This window comes from Cupriavidus sp. 10L45 (assembly GCF_056395225.1).
This window is the reverse complement of the sequence record NZ_JBFTJC010000001.1, coordinates 711,485-728,928: the sequence shown is the minus strand read 5'-3', so window position 1 is coordinate 728,928 and position 17,444 is coordinate 711,485. Positions and strand designations below refer to the sequence as shown.

At 69.3% G+C, this 17,444-nt stretch carries 19 protein-coding genes; 6 read left to right on the top strand and 13 right to left on the bottom strand.

Annotated features, from left to right (window positions below):
• The first annotated feature begins 24 nt into the window (after window positions 1-24).
• The 3 genes from AC1DFU_RS03260 (at window position 25) to AC1DFU_RS03250 (ending at window position 3,074) form a co-directional block, all read left to right on the top strand.
• Window positions 25-954, top strand: coding sequence for a LysR family transcriptional regulator (locus AC1DFU_RS03260; protein ID WP_441592909.1), 930 nt, complete (start codon window positions 25-27; stop codon window positions 952-954).
• A 117-nt stretch (window positions 955-1,071) separates the two neighbouring features.
• Entirely contained in the window at window positions 1,072-1,812 is a 741-nt protein-coding gene (locus AC1DFU_RS03255; protein WP_441592908.1) for an SDR family NAD(P)-dependent oxidoreductase, read from the top strand.
• 32 nt (window positions 1,813-1,844) lie between these two features.
• Window positions 1,845-3,074 carry an MFS transporter gene (locus AC1DFU_RS03250; RefSeq protein WP_477159847.1) on the top strand — a complete coding sequence of 410 codons (1,230 nt, stop codon included), beginning with the start codon at window positions 1,845-1,847 and terminating at the stop codon, window positions 3,072-3,074.
• Here AC1DFU_RS03250 and AC1DFU_RS03245 read toward each other — a convergent pair.
• Complete coding sequence (locus AC1DFU_RS03245; protein WP_441592906.1) at window positions 3,010-3,996, bottom strand: GlxA family transcriptional regulator; 987 nt, start codon at window positions 3,994-3,996, stop codon at window positions 3,010-3,012. The two genes, AC1DFU_RS03250 and AC1DFU_RS03245, sit on opposite strands and share 65 nt — an antisense overlap.
• Window positions 3,997-4,129: 133 nt before the next feature.
• Between AC1DFU_RS03245 and AC1DFU_RS03240 the strand changes: the two genes are divergently transcribed.
• Window positions 4,130-4,771 (top strand): HD domain-containing protein, encoded by a 642-nt coding sequence (locus AC1DFU_RS03240; protein ID WP_092297263.1) that lies wholly within the window; start codon window positions 4,130-4,132, stop codon window positions 4,769-4,771.
• A 27-nt stretch (window positions 4,772-4,798) separates the two neighbouring features.
• Here AC1DFU_RS03240 and AC1DFU_RS03235 read toward each other — a convergent pair whose 3' ends face one another.
• The 8 genes from AC1DFU_RS03235 to tcuA all read right to left on the bottom strand — a co-directional run bounded on the left by AC1DFU_RS03235 (window position 4,799) and on the right by tcuA (window position 12,877).
• Entirely contained in the window at window positions 4,799-5,239 is a 441-nt protein-coding gene (locus AC1DFU_RS03235) for a response regulator (RefSeq protein ID WP_092297447.1), read from the bottom strand.
• Between the two features lie 88 nt (window positions 5,240-5,327).
• Complete coding sequence (locus AC1DFU_RS03230) at window positions 5,328-6,362, bottom strand: D-2-hydroxyacid dehydrogenase (protein ID WP_092297260.1); 1,035 nt, start codon at window positions 6,360-6,362, stop codon at window positions 5,328-5,330.
• Between the two features lie 4 nt (window positions 6,363-6,366).
• Window positions 6,367-7,362 (bottom strand): Bug family tripartite tricarboxylate transporter substrate binding protein, encoded by a 996-nt coding sequence (locus tag AC1DFU_RS03225; protein ID WP_092297257.1) that lies wholly within the window; start codon window positions 7,360-7,362, stop codon window positions 6,367-6,369.
• Between the two features lie 72 nt (window positions 7,363-7,434).
• The gene (locus tag AC1DFU_RS03220) at window positions 7,435-8,325 is read right to left on the bottom strand and encodes an amidohydrolase family protein (RefSeq protein WP_092297254.1); all 891 of its coding nucleotides are present in this window, start codon (window positions 8,323-8,325) and stop codon (window positions 7,435-7,437) included.
• A gap of 31 nt (window positions 8,326-8,356) precedes the next feature.
• Window positions 8,357-9,334 carry a Bug family tripartite tricarboxylate transporter substrate binding protein gene (locus AC1DFU_RS03215; RefSeq protein ID WP_092297251.1) on the bottom strand — a complete coding sequence of 326 codons (978 nt, stop codon included), beginning with the start codon at window positions 9,332-9,334 and terminating at the stop codon, window positions 8,357-8,359.
• A gap of 116 nt (window positions 9,335-9,450) precedes the next feature.
• Window positions 9,451-10,239, bottom strand: coding sequence for a class II aldolase/adducin family protein (locus tag AC1DFU_RS03210; protein WP_092297248.1), 789 nt, complete (start codon window positions 10,237-10,239; stop codon window positions 9,451-9,453).
• A 42-nt stretch (window positions 10,240-10,281) separates the two neighbouring features.
• Window positions 10,282-11,454 carry a tricarballylate utilization 4Fe-4S protein TcuB gene (gene tcuB / locus AC1DFU_RS03205; protein ID WP_092297245.1) on the bottom strand — a complete coding sequence of 391 codons (1,173 nt, stop codon included), beginning with the start codon at window positions 11,452-11,454 and terminating at the stop codon, window positions 10,282-10,284.
• The gene (tcuA, locus tag AC1DFU_RS03200; RefSeq protein WP_092297242.1) at window positions 11,441-12,877 is read right to left on the bottom strand and encodes an FAD-dependent tricarballylate dehydrogenase TcuA; all 1,437 of its coding nucleotides are present in this window, start codon (window positions 12,875-12,877) and stop codon (window positions 11,441-11,443) included. Before tcuA ends, tcuB begins: the two co-directional genes overlap by 14 nt.
• Window positions 12,878-13,152: 275 nt before the next feature.
• On the opposite strand from tcuA, the gene AC1DFU_RS03195 reads away from it, so the two are divergent.
• Complete coding sequence (locus tag AC1DFU_RS03195) at window positions 13,153-13,386, top strand: hypothetical protein (RefSeq protein ID WP_092297239.1); 234 nt, start codon at window positions 13,153-13,155, stop codon at window positions 13,384-13,386.
• Complete coding sequence (locus AC1DFU_RS03190) at window positions 13,383-13,781, top strand: PIN domain-containing protein (protein ID WP_441592905.1); 399 nt, start codon at window positions 13,383-13,385, stop codon at window positions 13,779-13,781. The genes AC1DFU_RS03195 and AC1DFU_RS03190 overlap by 4 nt, the downstream gene beginning before the upstream one ends.
• Window positions 13,782-13,789: 8 nt before the next feature.
• Here AC1DFU_RS03190 and AC1DFU_RS03185 read toward each other — a convergent pair whose 3' ends face one another.
• From AC1DFU_RS03185 to AC1DFU_RS03170, 4 genes are all read right to left on the bottom strand, one after another.
• On the bottom strand, window positions 13,790-14,731 hold the full coding sequence (locus AC1DFU_RS03185) for a LysR family transcriptional regulator (RefSeq protein WP_092297234.1): 942 nt from the start codon (window positions 14,729-14,731) through the stop codon (window positions 13,790-13,792).
• A 114-nt stretch (window positions 14,732-14,845) separates the two neighbouring features.
• The gene (locus AC1DFU_RS03180; protein ID WP_092297231.1) at window positions 14,846-15,559 is read right to left on the bottom strand and encodes a 4-carboxy-4-hydroxy-2-oxoadipate aldolase/oxaloacetate decarboxylase; all 714 of its coding nucleotides are present in this window, start codon (window positions 15,557-15,559) and stop codon (window positions 14,846-14,848) included.
• Complete coding sequence (locus tag AC1DFU_RS03175) at window positions 15,556-16,311, bottom strand: PIG-L deacetylase family protein (protein ID WP_441592904.1); 756 nt, start codon at window positions 16,309-16,311, stop codon at window positions 15,556-15,558. Before AC1DFU_RS03175 ends, AC1DFU_RS03180 begins: the two co-directional genes overlap by 4 nt.
• A 24-nt stretch (window positions 16,312-16,335) precedes the next feature.
• Complete coding sequence (locus AC1DFU_RS03170) at window positions 16,336-17,355, bottom strand: Bug family tripartite tricarboxylate transporter substrate binding protein (RefSeq protein ID WP_092297225.1); 1,020 nt, start codon at window positions 17,353-17,355, stop codon at window positions 16,336-16,338.
• Window positions 17,356-17,444: the final 89 nt, after the last annotated feature.

Below are 17,444 nucleotides of genomic sequence, written 5' to 3'. Positions count from 1 at the left end.
CGGCCCGGTGATAAGCTGCGGGGCATGGACGCCAAGACCGCTCCGCCGCCCCCAGCCACCCACCTCGACGACCTGCTGCTGTTCCTCCACGTAGTGGAGGCCGGCGGCTTCAGCGCGGCCGAGCGCCAGACCGGCATCGCCAAATCCCGCCTCTCGCGCCGCGTGGCCGAGCTGGAGCGCGCGCTGGGCGTGCGGCTGCTGCACCGATCCACGCAGGCGTTCGGGCTGACGCCCGTGGGCGAGGCCGTGGCCGGCCATGCGCGCCAGGCGGCGGCCCATGTGGCCGAGATTGGCGCGCTGACGCGCCAGTCGCTGGCCGAGCCGTCCGGCGTGATCCACCTCCACACCTCCGTACTGATTGCCGAGACCACGCTCGCGCCGATCCTGGCCGCGTTCGCGCGGGCGCATCCGCAGGTGCGCGTGCAGCTCACGCTGTCCAACCGCTTCGTGGACCTGACCGAGGAGCGGCTCGACCTCGTGATCCGCGCGGCGGTGGTGCCGCTGGCCTCGGAGGACGTGGTGGCGACGCCGGTCGCCACGTCGCGCTCGCTGGTGGTCGGCCATCCTGACCTGTTCCGCGACGCCGGCCTGCCCGCCTCGCTCGACGCCCTGGCCGGCTACCCCTGCCTGGCGCAAGGCACGCTGGCGCAGCCGCGCCCGTGGCAGTTCGTCGACGATGCCGGCGAGCCGTTCGACTGGCCGATCACGCCTGCGATTGCCGTGGACAACCTGATGGCAATGCGCGAACTGGCGATGCGCGGCGCCGGGCTGGCGCAGTTGCCGATGACGATGTGCCGGGACGCCATCGAAGCCGGCACGCTGGTGCCGGTGCTCGGCGCGGTACGCTCGCGCGATGCCACGATCTACGCGATGTACCCGAGCCGGCGCGGCATGACCTCCGCCGTGCGCGCCCTGCTGGCCCTACTCCGGGAGCAGTGGCCCGACGAGGGCTGACTCCCTCGCCCACCCGTTCCAGAATCGGAACGCGACGTTCCAGTCTTCCAGCTTCCCGCACCGGGGGCGCCCCGCTACCTTGTCCGTCATCGACAACCTGGTAACGGAGCAACAATCATGTCCCTGCAAGACAAGGTAGCGGTGGTCACGGGCGCCTCGCGCGGCATCGGCAAGGCCACGGCGCTGGCGCTGGCGGCGCGCGGCGCCCACGTGGCGGTGGTCTACAAGGCGCAACGCGCGGCGGCGGAGGCCGTGGTGGCCGCGATCCGGGCCGCCGGTGGGCAGGCGGACGCCTTCCAGGCCGATGTGGCCGATCCGGCCTCGGTGCGCGCGCTGGCGCAGGCGGTGGGGCAACAGCACGGGCGCATCGACGTGCTGGTCAACAACGCCGGCGTGTTCGGCGCCCGCCCGCTGGCGGAACTCGACGCGGCATTCTTTGCCGAACAGTTCGACAACAACGCGCTCAGCGTGATGCTGACGACGCAAGCCTTCGCCCCGCTGTTTGGGGATCATGGCGGCAGCATCGTCAACGTGTCGAGCAACCTCGCGCACGCGCCCACCGCGCCGACCAGTGTCTACTCGGCCAGCAAGGCCGCCGTGGACGCCCTCACCCGCGCCTTCGCCATGGAGCTTGGCGCGCGCCGCATCCGCGTCAATGCCGTCGCCCCGTTTATCACGCGCACGGACATGACCGCGGGCATTCCCGACGACGAACGGCGGCACCTCGCCGCCGAAACCCCGCTGGGCCGACTGGCCGAGCCGGAGGACGTTGCCCGTGTGATCGTGGCGCTGGCGTCTCCGGACATGGCCTGGGTCACCGGGCGGTCGATCCTTACCGATGGCGGCTTCACCGACTGACGCCGCCATCCCCCTCAGGAGTTTCCTCCCCCATGTTGTTGCCGATTCTGCTGCTGGCTGCGGCCGGCTTTACCGTGCTGACCACGGAATTCCTGATCGTGGGCCTGCTGCCCGGGCTTGCGCGCGACCTCCACGTCAGCGTGGCGCAGGCCGGGCTGCTGGTCTCGCTGTTCGCCTTCACGGTGGCCGTCACCGGCCCGCTGCTGACCGCGCGCGTGGCGGCGCACATCGGCCCACACACCGGCCCGCACGCGCGGCGGCGCGTGTTCGTGGTCATCCTCGTGCTGACCGCGCTCTCGAACGCGCTGGCGGCGATGGCGCCGAACCTCGGCGTGCTGGCCATCGCGCGGCTGGTGCCGGCGCTCGGCGTGGCCGTGTTCTGGTCGCTCGCCTGCGAGACCGCCGTGGCGGCGCTCGGCGCGGCCCGGGCCGGGCGGGCGTTGTCGATCATGGCCTATGGCATGGTCGGTGCCACCGTGTTCGGCATTCCGCTCGGCACGCTGATCGGCGATGCCTTCGGCTGGCGCACCGCCTTCGGCGTGCTGGCCGCGCTGGCGCTGGTCAAGGCGCTGCTGCTGACGCGCCTGCCGCCCACCGCCGCCACCCCGCCGCTGCCGTTCGCGGCGCAGCTACGGCTGGCGCGGCAGCCGGCCATCCTCGGGCACGTGGCGCTGTCGGTGCTGTCGTTCACGGGGATGTTCATCGCCTACACCTATCTGGCCGATTTCCTGGAGCGGCTGGGCGGGCTGTCCGGGCCGGCGGTGGGCTGGACGCTGATGGCGTTCGGCGCGATGGGGCTGGTCGGCAACCATTTCGGCGRCCGGCTGGTGGACCGCAGCGCCCTGCGCGCGACGCTGGTGTTCAGCGGCTGGCTGGCACTCAGCCTGGCGCTGGTGGCGTGGGCCGCGCCGTGGTCGCCCGCCCTGTTCGCGGTGCTGGCGGTCTGGGGCATCGCGCAATCGGCGCTGTTTATCGTCAATAACGTCCGGCTGATGCAGGCGGCACCCTCGGCGCAGGCGCTGGGCTCCGCGCTCAATATCTCGGGCGCGAACGCGGGCATCGGCATCGGGGCCATCCTGGGCGGGCGCGTGATCGACGGGCCCGGCATCGCATGGATCGGCGTGGCGGCGGCAGTCGTGGTGGCGGGGTCGGCGGTGCTGGCGTGGCGGTTGCTGGGGCGACCGACCGCGCCTGCCGTCAATCGGCGGTCGAGGCGTGACGCTTGCGATAGTCCGCAGGCGTCACCCCCACCACGCGCATGAACGCGCGGCGCAGCGTATCGACACTCGAAAAGCCGCACTCACCCGCTACCTGCTTGGGCGCGAGGTGGCCGGCCTCCAGCAGTTGCCGCGCGGCAGTCACGCGTGCTGCTTCTACCCAGCTGGCCGGCGTGACGCCGACTTCCTCGCGGAACAGCCGCGTCAGGTGGCGCGGACTCACGCCGACGCGCGCGGCGAGGCTGGGCACATCGTGGGAATCCGCCGGATGCGCGGCCACCCAGCGCTGGAGTTCCTGCAAGGCCGAGCGGTTGGCCAGCGCGGGCGCCGCACTGCGGCGGAACTGCGCCTGCCCGCCGGGCCGCTTGAAGAACATCACCAACTGGCTGGCCACGCGCATGGCGAGTTCGCGCCCGAGATCCTCTTCGACCAGCGCCAGCGCAAGGTCCAGCCCCGCCGTCACGCCGGCCGCCGTGCGCAGCTTGCCGTCGCGCACGTGGATGGCGTCGGCATCCACGGTCACGCCCGGGAAACGCGCCGCCAGCCGGTCCGCGCCCGCCCAGTGCGTGGTTACGCGCCGCCCCTCCAGCAGGCCGGCATCGGCCAGCAGAAAGGCGCCGCTGCACACCGAGCCGTAGCGGCGCGCGCGCGGCGCCACGGCGCGAATCCAGTCCAGCACGATCGGTTCGGTCGGGGTCTCGCCCGCATGTGGCGCACCCGCCACCAGCACGGTATGGGGACGGGACAGCGCCGCCCCGAGCGGGTCTTCCTCGACCAGCAGATCCGCCAGCAGCCGGACGCCTGACGAGGCCCGGATCGGCCCGCGCCGCACGCCAACCACCTGGAGTGCATAGACCTGCCGGCCGGCCTGGGCATTGGCTTCCGCGAAGACGTCGAGGGGCCCGGAGACATCCAGCAACTGCACGCCTTCGATGGCCAGCAGCACGATGGTGCGGGGGGTGGTCATGGTGAAAAATCCCTGAGCATTGCTGTCGCGTCGCGATCCGTCCGGTTTGGCCCAAAACGTCGCACTACGACGATTGAAGACATGGTACTCCCGCTCCTACACTCGTTTCAACCCCAAACGAAAGGAGCCAGCCATGCAATTCACCCTGGGCGACATCGCCATCCCTGACAGCCAATTGGCCCGCGACATCACGCAACTGGTCCGCGACACCGAATCCACGCTGCTGTTCAACCACTCGAGCCGCGTGTACTACTTCGCGGCGCTGGCCGGCAAGCAGCGTGGCCTGCCATACGACCCCGAACTGCTCTACGCGGGCACGATGTTCCACGACATGGGCCTGACGCCGGCGCACAGCAGCCCGGACAAGCGCTTCGAGGTGGATGGTGCCAACGCGGCGGCGGACTTCCTGCGCAGCCGTGGCATCGCGCAGGCGGACATCGACAAAGTCTGGACAGGTATCGCGCTGCACACCACGCCCGGCATTCCCGAGTTCATGGACCCGGTGGTGGCGCTGGTGACGGCTGGCGTGGAGATGGACGTGCTGGGCATCCGCTACGAGACGTTTGCCGATGAAGACCGCGAGCGCGTGGTGCAGGCGTATCCGCGCACCCCGCACTTCAAGGAAGACATTATTCAAGCGTTTTACGATGGCATTCGCCACAAGCCGGACACCACGTTCGGCAACGTGAAGGCGGATGTGCTGGCCGACAAGGACCCGCACTTCCATCGCGGCAATTTCTGCAGCGTGATCCGCTGCTCGCACTGGCACGGCTGAGGCCCGCGCGCCCCCCGCTCTCTATATCTATATAGAGAGATAGCGGCTCACCACGGCGCGGAGGGTCTGGAAGCTGACCGGCTTGGACAGCACCGTATCGATGCCGGCCCGGAGGCAGGCCAGGCGCGCCTCCGGGCCGGCCGTGGCCGTGATGGCGACGATGGGCAGCCGCCCGGCGCGCTTGCCGCCCTCCGCCGCCCGGATCCGGCGGGCCAGCGCCAGTCCGTCCAGCCCCGGCAGGCCCAGGTCCGTCAGCAGCAAGGCGGGCCGTGGGTCCTGCTGCACGGCGGCCCACGCTTCCTCGCCGGAACGGCAGGGCTGGGCCACGCAGCCGCCGATGCCGGCGAGCTGGTCCTCCAGCACCAGCAGGCTGACCGGATGGTCCTCGGCCACGACGATGCGGGGAACGGGTAGCTGGGAAGACTGGGAGGGGGCAGGCACGGCGGCGGCAGGCAGGTGGCAGAACATGCTGTCATCCTGCCTGCGGAAGTCGCCGCAGAGGTGCGGAAATTTCTGCAAATGGCTGCGGAAATTTCCGAAGATGGTGTCCGATTTGTTACGACACCGCGTTGCGGAGCGGCGTCTGCGTGATCCAGCGGCCCAGGTTGTCGAGGAAGATCTCGACCACGCGCGCCGCGTTGCCATCGGAAAAGCCGGCGCTGTGCGGCGTGGCGATGACGTTGGGCAGCGTCCAGAGCGGCGAATCCGCAGGCAGCGGCTCGTGGGCGAAGACATCGAGATAGGCACCCGCCAGCCGGCCGCCCTGCAGCGCGGCGATCAACGCCGGCTCGTCCACCACCTCGCCACGCGACACGTTGACCAGCCGCGCGCCCTTCGGCAGGCTGTCCAGCGCGGCGGCGCTCAGCAGCCCGCGCGTTTCATCCGTCAGCGGGCAGGCCAGCACCAGCCAGTCCGTGCGCGGCAGCACCGCCGGCACATCGGCGAAGGTCACGGTCTCGAAGCCCTCCCCCGCCGGCGTGGCGCGCTGGCGCACCACCACCACCGACATCCCGAACAGGCGCAGCACCGCGCCGATCTGCTGGCCGATCGGCCCCCAGCCGACGATGGTCGCCGTCTGGCCGTGCAGGTCGCGCGGCATGTCGGCGCCCATCAGCGGGGCCCAGCGGCGTTCACGCTGGGTGGCCAGCATCTGCGGCAGGTGCCGCGCCAGCGCCAGCAGCCCGGCCAGCGCCGTCTGCGCCACCACGCTGGCATTGGCACCCGACGAAGTCGTCACCGTCACCCCCTGCTGGCGCAGTTCGCCGAACACCGGGCGGTCGGCGCCGGCCGAGTGCGTGTGGGTCCAGCGCAGCGAGGGCGCCTCCAGCATCGCGGTGTAGAAGCGCCGCGTGGCCGGTTGCACCTCGTGCTTGGTCGAGCGCCCCGTCACATCGCGCGAGACGAAGGCGATGTCGGCGTCGATGGGCCGGGCGTCGTCCACGGCCGGCGGGGCCACGGGAACCCAGTCCCGGCCTGCCATGGCGGCGGCGATGGTGGCGGTGATCGCGTCGCCATGGGCGCGCAGCGCCGCTTCGGAGAGCAGGATGCGCACGGGCGCAGCGGAGGCGGAGGAGGCAGCGGATGCAGTCATGGCGTCAGTCTACCGTCGCTCCCGAGGCTTTGACGACCACCTTCCACTTGTCATACTCCTTGCGCGTGAACTTGCCGAACTGCTCGGGCGTGCCGCCCACCGGGTCGGCGCCCTCGCGGATCATCTGCGCCTGCAGCGACGGCAGCACCTCGTTCACGGCCTGATTCACCTGCGTGATGACGGTCTTCGGCGTGCCCTTGGGCGCGAAGATGCCGAACCACGAGCCGGCCTCGAAGCCCGGGAAGCCCTTCTCGGCCACTGCCGGCACCTCCGGCAGCGAGCGCGAGCGCTTGGCGCTGGTCACCGCCAGCGCGCGCAGCTTGCCGGCCTGGATGTGCGAGATCACCGACGGAATCGTCGCGAACATGAACTGGATGCGGCCGGACAGCAGGTCGTTCAGGGCATCGGCGCCCTTGTAGGGCACGTGCGTGGCCGGCGCGCCGATGCGCTCCGACAGCATGAAGCCGGACAGGTGCGACGAGGTGCCCACGCCCGTCGAGCCATAGTTCAGCTTGCCCGGATTGGCCTTGATGTAGGCGACGAACTCCTCGAAGGTCTTGGCCGGCACCGAGGGATGCACCACCAGCACGTTCGGCACGTCGGCGATCTGCACCACCGGCACGAGGTCCGCCAGCGGGTCGTAGTTCAGCTTCTTGTAGAGCGTCTGGTTGATCGAGATCGGGCCGACCGAGTCCACCAGCAGCGTGTAGCCGTCCGCCGGGGCGCGCACCACGTACTCGGTGCCGATGTTGCCGCCCGCGCCGGGGCGGTTTTCCACCACGAACGATTGCTTGAAGCGCTGGCCCAGGTGCTGGCTCACGCTGCGGGCCAGCATGTCGGTGGTACCGCCGGCGGTGAAGGCCACCACCACGCGCACGGGCTTGGTCGGGTATTCGTCGGCGGCCTGGGCGGGGGCGGCCAGGGTGACCAGCGCGGCGCCGGCAGCCAGTGCCGCGCTCAGGTAGGGGGTCAACCATCGACCGGGGGCGAATCGAGGCATGTTGGTTCTCCTGTTGATGCGGCAGCCGTCTTCGCGGCCGCCGTCGTGGTGATAAGACGCAAAAATCAATGCTTAGCCGAAGTCGTACAGCCGTGCCGGGTTGTGCACCAGCACGCGCTCGCGGCTGGCGGCGTCCGGCAGCCAGCGCGCCAGCAGGTTGAACAGCACGCCGTCGTCAGGCATCTGGGCGGACTCGAAGTAGTTGATGTGCGGCCAGTCGGAGCCCCACACCACCTGCTCCGGGTTGGCCTGCATCAGCGCCGCGACGAAGGGATCGACCTGTTCGTACGGCGCGCCGGCGGGCTGGAGCCGGTCAGCGCCCGAGATCTTGGTCCAGGCCACCCCTTCCGCCAGCAGCGCGCAGAGCGCCTGGAAGCCGGGGTCCGCTACCCCGCGCGAGGTGGCCATGCGGCCCATGTGGTCGATCACCAGCGGCAGGCCCAGCGCCTTGAGGCGCGGGCCCAGCGTGACGAGGTCCGGCGCATGGATCCAGATCTGCGCGTGCCAGCCACGCGCGGCGAGGCGCGGGGCCAGCGCTTCGAGCACCTCGATGCCCACGCCGTTGCGATACACGGCGTGGCCATCCACCTGATACAGGTTGATGCGCACGCCGCGCACGCCGGCGGCGTGCCAGGCGTCCAGCTCGGCGTCCGTGGTGTCCGGCGACGGCACCACGATGCCGCGCAGGCGCGTGGGGTACTGGCGCAGGGCGTCGGTCACCACGCTGTTGTCGGTGCCGCTGGCGCTGGCCGTGACGAGCACGCCGCGCGTGAGCCCGAGTTCGTCCAGATGGGCGATAAAGGCGTCGGCGGGATGCTCGGCCGGCGTGTAGCTGCGGTCCATCGCGAGCGGATAGCGCGCGAACGGGCCGAACACGTGGGCATGGCTGTCACAGGCGCCGGCGGGCGCGCGGAACACCGGTGCGGTGAGGGTCTGGAGCGGGGGCAGGCAGGGGCGGGTCATGGTCGATGGCGTCCGGTCGATACGTTCGGCGTTATTCCGGGGCCTTCAGGCGCCCGGCGGCGGCCAGCGTCTGCGCGCGGGCATCCTCGCGTTGCAGCGAGGCCAGCAGTTCCTGCGGCGACGAGGCCTGCGCCACGCTGCCCACGGTCAGCAGGCGGCTCTTGACGGCGCCTTCGGCCAGCACCTTGCGCAGCGCGCTGTTCAGCGTCTCGATGACCGCTGCCGGCGTGCCGGCCGGGGCCAGCAGGCCCGTGGCCGTGGTCGCCTCGAAGTTGGCCAGCCCGGATTCGCGCAGCGTGGGCACCTTCGGCAGCGCGGCATCGCGCTCGCGCGACATCACGGCCAGCGCACGCAGGGCGCCGGACTGGATATGCGGTGCCGAGCTGGTGAGCTGGTCCACCACCATGTCGATCTGGCCGCCCATGAGGTCGATCAGCGCCGGCGCGGAGCCTTTGTAGGGCACCTCGTTCAACTGGATCCTGGCGGCGTCCTCGAGCTGGAGCGTGGCCATGTGGTTGGTGGTGCCGGGGCCGGCGTGGCCGGTGGTGGTCTTGCCGGGGTTGGCACGCGCGTGGGCCAGCAGCGCGCCGATGTCCTTGAAACGCGTGTCGTTGCCCTTCACCACGATCACCAGCGCCGTGGTGGACACCAGCCCCACCGGGCTGAAGCTGGCCAGCTTGAAGCTGGTGCGCGTCATCTTCGGCAGCACCACGATGGCGTTGGGCGTGGTCACCAGCAGCGTGCTGCCGTCCGGCTCGGCGCGGGAGACCGCCGTCGCGCCGATCACGCCGCCAGCGCCGGGCCGGTTATCGACGATGACGTTGCGGCCGAGGCTCTGCTCCAGCGCCGGGGCGATGGCGCGGGCCACCACGTCCAGGTTGCCGCCCGGGGCGAACGGCACGACCAGCGTGATCGGCTTGTTGGGCAGGCCGCCTTGCGCGCGGGCCGACATGACATAGGGGGCGACGCCGAGCGCAAGCATTTGCGCCAGCAGGGTTCTGCGTTTCATACATCTCACTCCGTTCAGGGCTTTCTTCTGACCTGATTCATCGTTCAAGGCGAGGCCGCCCTGCAATCCCGTTCCATGCGGCCCCTGGGGGACTCCGCCGCCGTCTGATTTACGTCTTAGTCGCGGTAGCTGGGGTCCAGGCGATCGAGCTTGCGCAGCAGCGCCGGCCATTCCATCACGCCGTACGGACGGCGCGTGCCGGGCTGGTAGTTGTTCCAGGTTTCCTGCAGCACGTCTGCCGGCACATCGCGCAGCGGCGTGCTGCACGACATCGCGGCCACCTGCGAGCGGCAGGCCAGCTCCAGGCGGTGCATCCAGTTGAAGGCTTCGCCCACGGTGTTGCCCACGGTCATCGCGCCGTGGTTGCGCAGGATCAGCGCCTCGCCCGTGCCCAGGTCGGCAATCAGCGATTCCTGCTCGGCGGTGTCGAGCACCACGCCCTGGTACTCGTGATAGCCGATCTTCAGGAAGCGCATGGCGGTCTGGGTGATCGGCAGCAGCCCGCAGTCGAGCGAGGAAATGGCCATCGATGCCCAGCTATGGGTGTGGATGACACACGCCACTTCCGGGCGCGCGTGGTGGACGGCGCTGTGGATCACGTAGCCGGCCTTGTTGATGCCGTAGCCGAGGTCGCCGAAGTCCGGCTTGGCGAGGATCTTGCCGTCGTGGTCCACCTTGATCAGGCTGGACGCGGTGATCTCCTCGTACATCATGCCGTAGGCGTTGATCAGGAAGGCGTTCTCCTCGTCCGGCACGCGGACGGAGATATGGTTGGCCATCATGTCTGCCATGCCATACAACTCCACGAGGCGGTAGCAGGCGGCCAGGTCCACGCGGGCCTGCCACTCCGCCTCGCTGCACTGGCCGCGCATCGACGGAATGTTCAGCACACCGGGCTTTGTCATGATGAGTCTCCTTTGGGGATGGTTGGATTCTGTGCGAGCTTGTCAGTCTGCGCCGAGCGCGAGATCGCTAGGCCGACGCTTCTCGATATTCCACTTCAGCAATGCCGCGCTGCGGAAGATGCCGTGGGCGAACTTGCCATACGGCAGCGTCAGGAACAGCGCCATCACGATGCCCAGGTGCACGGCCAGCAGCGCGGCCATGGCGGATGTGTCGCGCCAGGCCAGCAGCGCCAGGCCGCTGGCGCTGGTCAGGAACAGCAGCGCGATGAAGCCACGGTCCATCGGGCGCTGGCTGGCATCGCCCGTGTTGGGGTCGCGGCGCAGGTTCAGCCACAGCAGGCCGGCCGGGCCGACCAGCAGCCCGATGCCGCCCGCGATGCCCAGCAGCACCGGCAGGCTCGTCACCGGGTACGGCGCGTGGTAGTCCAGCAGGTAGTGGTACAGCGTGGCCACCGTGGTGGCGGCGAAGCACAGCATGAAGCCGTAGAACGTGAAATGGTGGAAGCGGCGGCGCGCCAGCGTGAAGGCATCGTCGGCATTGTTGCAGCCCTGGCCATGACCGCCGTCGAGGTACTTGAGCCGCAGCGCGTCGTGCGCGGCGCCGCCAACAGCCGAACCGCGTGACTCGCCCGGCCGCGTGCCCGGCGAGACCTGCCGCCAGAAGCGCGTGACACCCACGCCCAGCGCGCCGATCGCGAACAGGAACACCACGCCGAACATCGCCGCCAGCAGGTTGTGCGGGAAGATCGCGTAGAAATTGCCGGCCAGCGGTGCATGCAGCAGGCTGCCGCGCATGGCGAGCACCATCAGCAGGAACAGCGCCAGCCCGCCGGACAGCGCCAGCGCCGTGGTCAGGCCGGCGCGGCGGTACAGCCCGCCCAGCGCAGCCGGGAACGCGTAGTCGCCATAGGTCTGCACGCGCACCTTGGCCATCGCCTGGGGGATGTTCACCGCGAACTCGTGCGGCGGCGCGTACTGGCAGGCGTGGTAGCAGGCGCCGCAGTTGTGGCAGAGGTTGGCCAGGTAGTGGATGTCCGCCTTCGGGAATTCCAGCCGGCGCGTCATGGCCGGGAACACGGCGCAGAAGCCCTCGCAATAGCGGCAGGCGTTGCAGATCTGCAGGGTCCGGGCGACTTCGCCCTCGTCGGCGGTCAGCGGCAGCACGCCCTGTGCCAGCGCCGCCGCCTCGCGCGTCAGCGCTTCAAGATGTTGCATGGTCGAATTCCTGTGATGCACGGGCGCGTTGGCCCTTTGCCGGGGCGAGTGCCGCCTTGGCTGCCTGCGTGCCGGCGATGCGGCCGAACGCCGTGCCGATGGCCATCCCCACGCCGGCCGTATAGCCCTTGCCGAGCACGTTGCCGGCCATCATCTCGCCGGCCACGAACAGGTTGTCGCTGGGCTGGCCGCCGAAATGCACGGCCGAATCCTCGTTCACCTTCAAACCCAGGTAGGTGAAGGTGATGCCGGGGCGCAGCGCGTAGCCGTAGAACGGCGCGGTATCCAGCGGGCGGGCCCAGTGGGTCTTGGACGGGGTCACGCCCTCGGTGTGGCAGTCGTCGAGCACGGTGTGGTCGAACTTGCCCACGCGGCAGGCGGCGTTGTAGTCGTTGATCGTGCGCATGAAGGTGGCTTCGTCGAGGCCGAGCTTGCGCGCGAGTTCCGGCAGCGTGTCGGCCTTCACGCCCGGGAACACTGGCGGCATGAAGCGGCCCACGGCCTTGGCGTCGATGATCGAGTAGCCGATCTGCTGCGGCTGCTGGGCCACCAGCCGGCCCCAGATCGCATAGCGCTTGGGCCAGAAGTCCTCGCCTTCGTCGTAGAAGCGCTCGGCATTGGCGTTCAGCACCACGCCCAGGGACACGCAGTCGATCCGCGTGCAGATGCCGCCGTCGTAGAGCGGCGCGCGGGCGTCGATGGCCACGCAGTGCGACTGGGACGGATCGCCGATGGCATCCGCGCCCGCCTCGATCATGTATTTCAGCAGCACACCCATGTTGAAGCGCGTACCACGGATCAGGAAGTTGTCCGCCGGCCATTCGCCGCGCTCGTTCTGGCCCCAGGCCTCGCGCAGCCATTCGCGGTTCGACTCGAAGCCGCCGGCGGCCAGCACGCAGGCGCGGGCCTCGATCCGCTCGGCGCCGATGCGCGCCGCCACGAAGCGGCCGCCATCCAGCTCGATGGCATCGACCGGCGCGTTGTAGCGGATCTGCACGCCGAGCTGCTCGGCGCTGCGGTAGTAGGCGTTGACAAGGGCCTTGCCCCCGCCCATGAAGAAGGCATTGGTGCGCGCCACGTGCAGCGCGCCCGAGAGCGGCGGCTGGAAGTGGACGCCATGGCTGCGCATCCAGTCACGGCAGTTCGACGAGGCCCGGATGGCCATCCGGGCCAGCCGCTCGTCGGTCAGCCCGCCGGTGACCTTGAGCAGATCCTGCCAGTACTCCTCCTCGGGGTAGGCATCGATCAGCACGTCTTGCGGCGCGTCATGCATGCAACGCAGGTTACGGGTGTGCTGGGAGTTGCCGCCGCGCCATTCGCGCGGGGCGGATTCGAGCAGCATCACGCTGGCGCCGGCCTCGCGGGCCATCAGCGCAGCGCACAGGGCAGCGTTGCCGCCGCCAATCACAAGGACGTCGATCATGGCCGGGCGCCCTCGCGGGGAGTTTGAGTGGGGTTGGACACGACTTTTTCTATGGCTTCGGGAGTCTGAGCCGGACTGTATCCGCCCGCCGGACCGCTGCTAACCCCTTGATGGGCATGGGGGTATCACGATTTGTGATGGGGGTCCGGGGAAGTTCCGGGCGGGTCCGGGGAAATTTCAGAGCTGTCTCATAGGCAAGGGGCTCGCGGTGGGGGAAAGTTGCGTTGGCGGCACCTTCCAGGTGCCCGCTTCCCCGACTTTTGGAGTCCAAGACCATGAACGAACATCCCACCGACCCGGCCACCCTTCCCGAGCCGCCCAAACCCTTGACGATTGAGGAAATAGACGATGCCATCGGCGACGCCATTGTTGAATCGGTGCTCCGGAAACTCAATGGGCCGTACGAGGACGACCCGGACGACGGGCCGCTGAGCCCCGAGGAAATCGCGGACATTGAGGCGCGGCTGGAAAAGGTGTTGCAGAGATATGCTGCGGAGGAGCGCCAATGATAGGACTCGACACTTGTGTGCTAGTCCGGCACTTCACGCAAGACGATACCCCTCAGGCTCGACACGCCAGCCGCGTGATCGCATCGTTTTCCAGTGGGTGCCGCGGTTTTGTGCCGCTGGCCGCCCTCGTTGAACTCGTCCGGGTGCTCAAGAAGCGATACGCCTTCACCCGCAAGCGCATCACGCGCGTGCTGGTGGCCTTCCTCGAATCCCACTGGATCGTCCTGGAATCGTACGCAACCGTATGCCGTGCCATGGTCCGCTACGGGAAGACAGGCATCGACTTCGGCGATTGCGTCATTCGGGAAAGCTGCCAGAGCATGAGATGCAGATTCATCTACACGTTCGACAGGCGCGCGTCACGCGTGCCTGGCTTCCGCCGCGTTCCAGACTGAGCCGCATGTCACCCCTCGATCAACCGCGCCCCTCTCCACCCCCCGGACTTCACCAGTCCGCGGGCGGTGTCGGCCAGCACCACCCGCAGCGCCAGGGCGGCGGGCGACAGTTCGTCGTCGGACAGGCTGCACAGCAGGTTGCGTCGGCCCACGCTCGGGTCGTCGATCTGGGCGAGGTGGAAGCGCGTGGCGGCGTCCGGGTACCGTCCTACCGCCGCCCAGGGCTGGAGCGTGGCGCCGAAGCCCATGTCCACGGCGGACATCAGCATCGCCAGCGAGTCCACCTCCTGGATCACGCGCGGCGCCACCTTGGCGCGGGCGAACGCGGCGTCCAGCGTGCTGCGCAGGCCGTGCACGCCGGTCGGCATGATCAATGGCACCTCGGCAAGGTCCGCCATGCCAAGCTGGGTGGGCGGCTCCGCCTTGCCCTGGGGCAGCGCCTGCCGGGACTGGATCAGGAACAGCGTCTCCTCCAGCAGCGGCAGCACGGTCCAGCGCCGGGCGGCATGCGTGTCGAACAGCACCGCGAGGTCGAGCTGGCGGGCGTTGAGCATGGCGGTCAGGTGGCCGGACAGGCTTTCGACGATATGCAGGCGCACATCGGGGTAACGCTCCCGCATGGCGCGGATCAGCGGCACGCCGATCACCGACGCCGTGGTCGGCGCCAGCCCCACGCTCACGGTGCCGGAAAGGCGCGCGTGATGGGCCGCGCGCCGCGCCTGCTCGGCATGGCGCAGCGTCAGCTGGGCTTCGTGGAAAAAGGCCAGGCCGGCCTCGGTGGGGGTCACGCCCTGCGGCGTTCGGCGCAACAGCCGGGTGGAAAGCTCGCCTTCGAGCCGGCTGATCTGCTGGCTGACGGCCGACTGCACCATGTCCAGCTCGAGCGCGGCACGGCTCATGCTGCCAAGCTCGACCACCCGGACGAAATACTGAAGCTGGCGCAGTTCCATCGGTCTCCCCCGTTCTCGCGGATCCCTGCCGCGCCGGCGGGATTCGACCTGTTGTTCCGGGGTCTTATACCAGATGTACGGGGGCCGCGCGTGGCGCGGGCACCCCGGGCGCCGTCAGGCTTCGTCGGCGCCGCTGTACCAGTCCACGGTCTGGTCGAGGTAGACCAGACCCTTGGCCGCGAGGGCCGGGCGCATGTTGTACATGTCCACGCCGAGTACGCCGGAGGCGAGTTTGTCGCGCTTGGACAGCTCCAGCGCCTCGCGCTCGGCCGCCTTTTGCGCGATGTCCTGCGCCTGCGGGCGCGCCACCACGACCACGCCGTCGTCGTCCGCCACGATCACGTCGCCCGGCCGCACAGTGGCGCCGGCGCAGACCACCGGCACGTTCACGGCACCCACGGTTTCCTTCACGGCGCCCTGCGCGTGCACGGCGCGGGACCAGACCGGGAAGCCCATCGCGTTGAGGGTGCTGACATCGCGCACGCCGCCGTCGATGATCAGGCCGCGCGCGCCGCGTGCCTTCAGCGACGTGGCCAGCAGGTCGCCGAACAGGCCATCGGTGCAGTCGCTGGTCAGGGCCACCACCAGCACGTCGCCCGGCTGGATCATTTCCACGGCCACGTGGATCATCCAGTTGTCGCCGGGGTGCATCAGCGCGGTCACGGCGCTGCCGGAGATCGCCGTGCCGGACTGGATCGGCCGCAGGTACGGCTTCATCAGGCCGGTGCGGCGCTGCGCCTCATGCACCGTGGCCACGCCCAGCTTGCCGAGCGACTCGATCGCGGCGGGTGCCGCGCGCAGGATATTGCGGTAGGCAATCGTCTTCATGCCAGCACCTCCGAAACTTGGGGAAACACGCGTGCATAGCCTTCGCCGTACTGCACCTTGCGATCGGAATTCCGCGTGGCCTGCGCCCCGCGCTGGAGCGCCACCCTGGTGTAGTACTCCCACAGGTGCTCCTGCGCGGCCATGGTCGTGAACGCGCGCTGCTTCTTCTCCCAGACAGAGGAGATGTCCAGCAGCACGTCCGGCTTCCAGTTGCACTGCTCAGGCTGGTGCGGCTCGAACAGGAACACCGGCGGCGCGCCGATCACCGGCACTTCGGGCTTGTAGCCGTGGGCCTGGGCGATCACGCGTGCCTCTTGCGCCACATGCGTGGCGAGCGGGTGGTCGAAGTTGTAGATGTCCTCGCGCGAGTGGCTCAGCACCAGTTCGGGACGGATGTCGCGGTAGATGTCGGCCAGACGCAGCAGCGCCTCGTCGGGCACGCGCATCGGATAGTCGCCGAGGTCGAAGCACTCCAGCGTGCCACCGAGGATCTCGGCGGCGCGCTGCGCCTCTTCATGACGGGCGGCCTTCACGCGGTCCATCGTCATGCCCGGCTGGCGCCACATCTTGGCCGATTCGCCGCGCTCGCCGAACGACAGGCAGACGATGCGCACGTGGTAGCCGCGCTCGGCGTAGAGCGCGATGGCGCCGCCGGCGCGCCAGACGAAGTCAGCCGCGTGGGCGCTGACAACCAGGATGGACGGCTGGGTAGCCGCGGCCGTGGCAGTGGAAGGAGCAGTGTTTTGGGACATACCTAATACCAGTCAGGGTGAGACTCAGTCGGCCGTGATACCGGCCTTGCGGATAACGCCCGCCCAGGTCGTGGTTTCGGTGCGCACGAACTGGCCGAAGGCTTCCGGCGTGCCGGGCAGGATGGTCACGCCCAGTTGGGTGAGCTGCTTGCGCACGTCGGCGTCGGCCAGCGCGGTGTTGGCGGCGGCATTGAGCTGCTTGATGATCGCGGGCGGCGTCTTGGCGGGCGCCACGAGGCCCCACCAGACCGAAGCGGTGAAGTTGGGCAACCCTTCCTCGCGCGAGGTCGGCACGTCCGGCAGCAGGGCCGAACGCTTGGCGCTGGCCACGGCCAGCGGGCGCAGCGTGCCGGCGTGGATATGGGTGATGACCTCGAGCGGGTTGATCGGCATAAAGGTGATCCGTTCGCCGAGCAGGTCGGTGATGGCGGGGGCGCCACCCTTGTACGGCACGTGCAGCACGTCGATGCCGGCGGTGTCCTTGAGCATTTCGCCGGCCAGATGGCCGGAACTGCCGTTGCCGGCGGACGCGTACGCCAGCTTGCCGGGCTGGGCCTTGGCCTGGGCGACGAGGGTCTTCAGCGAGTCGATCTTCGACTTGGCCGGCACCACCACGACCAGCGAGGCCTCGCCCACGCGCGCCACGGGCGCGAAGTCGGTGGCGGGGTTGAAGGACAGCTTGGCGAACAGCGCCGAATTGGTGGCGAGGCTGTTGGACGCCATCATGATCGTGTAGCCGTCAGCCGGCGACTTGGCGACGATGTCCAGGCCGATATTGGTGCTGGCGCCCGGGCGGTTGTCGACGATGATCGGCTGCTTGAGCGCCTGGCTCATCTTCTGGCCGACGGCGCGCGCCACGATGTCCACCGCGCCGCCAGCGGCGTACGGCACGACCAGACGGATGGGCTTGTCCGGATACGCCTCGGCGGCCTGCGGGGCCGAGACGGCCAGGCCAAGGGTGGCGGCCAGCAGCGTGGCGAGCGAGTTGATCAAGAACGGGCGGCGCGCGCCCTGCGAAACACGACGACGAGCGGACCCGCGCATTGTCTTCTCCAGGTTTCTTTTAAGTGCGCCCATTCTGTGCAGCCGTCGTGATACTGTCCAATATGTTTTCAGATGGCTTGTTATTTCGA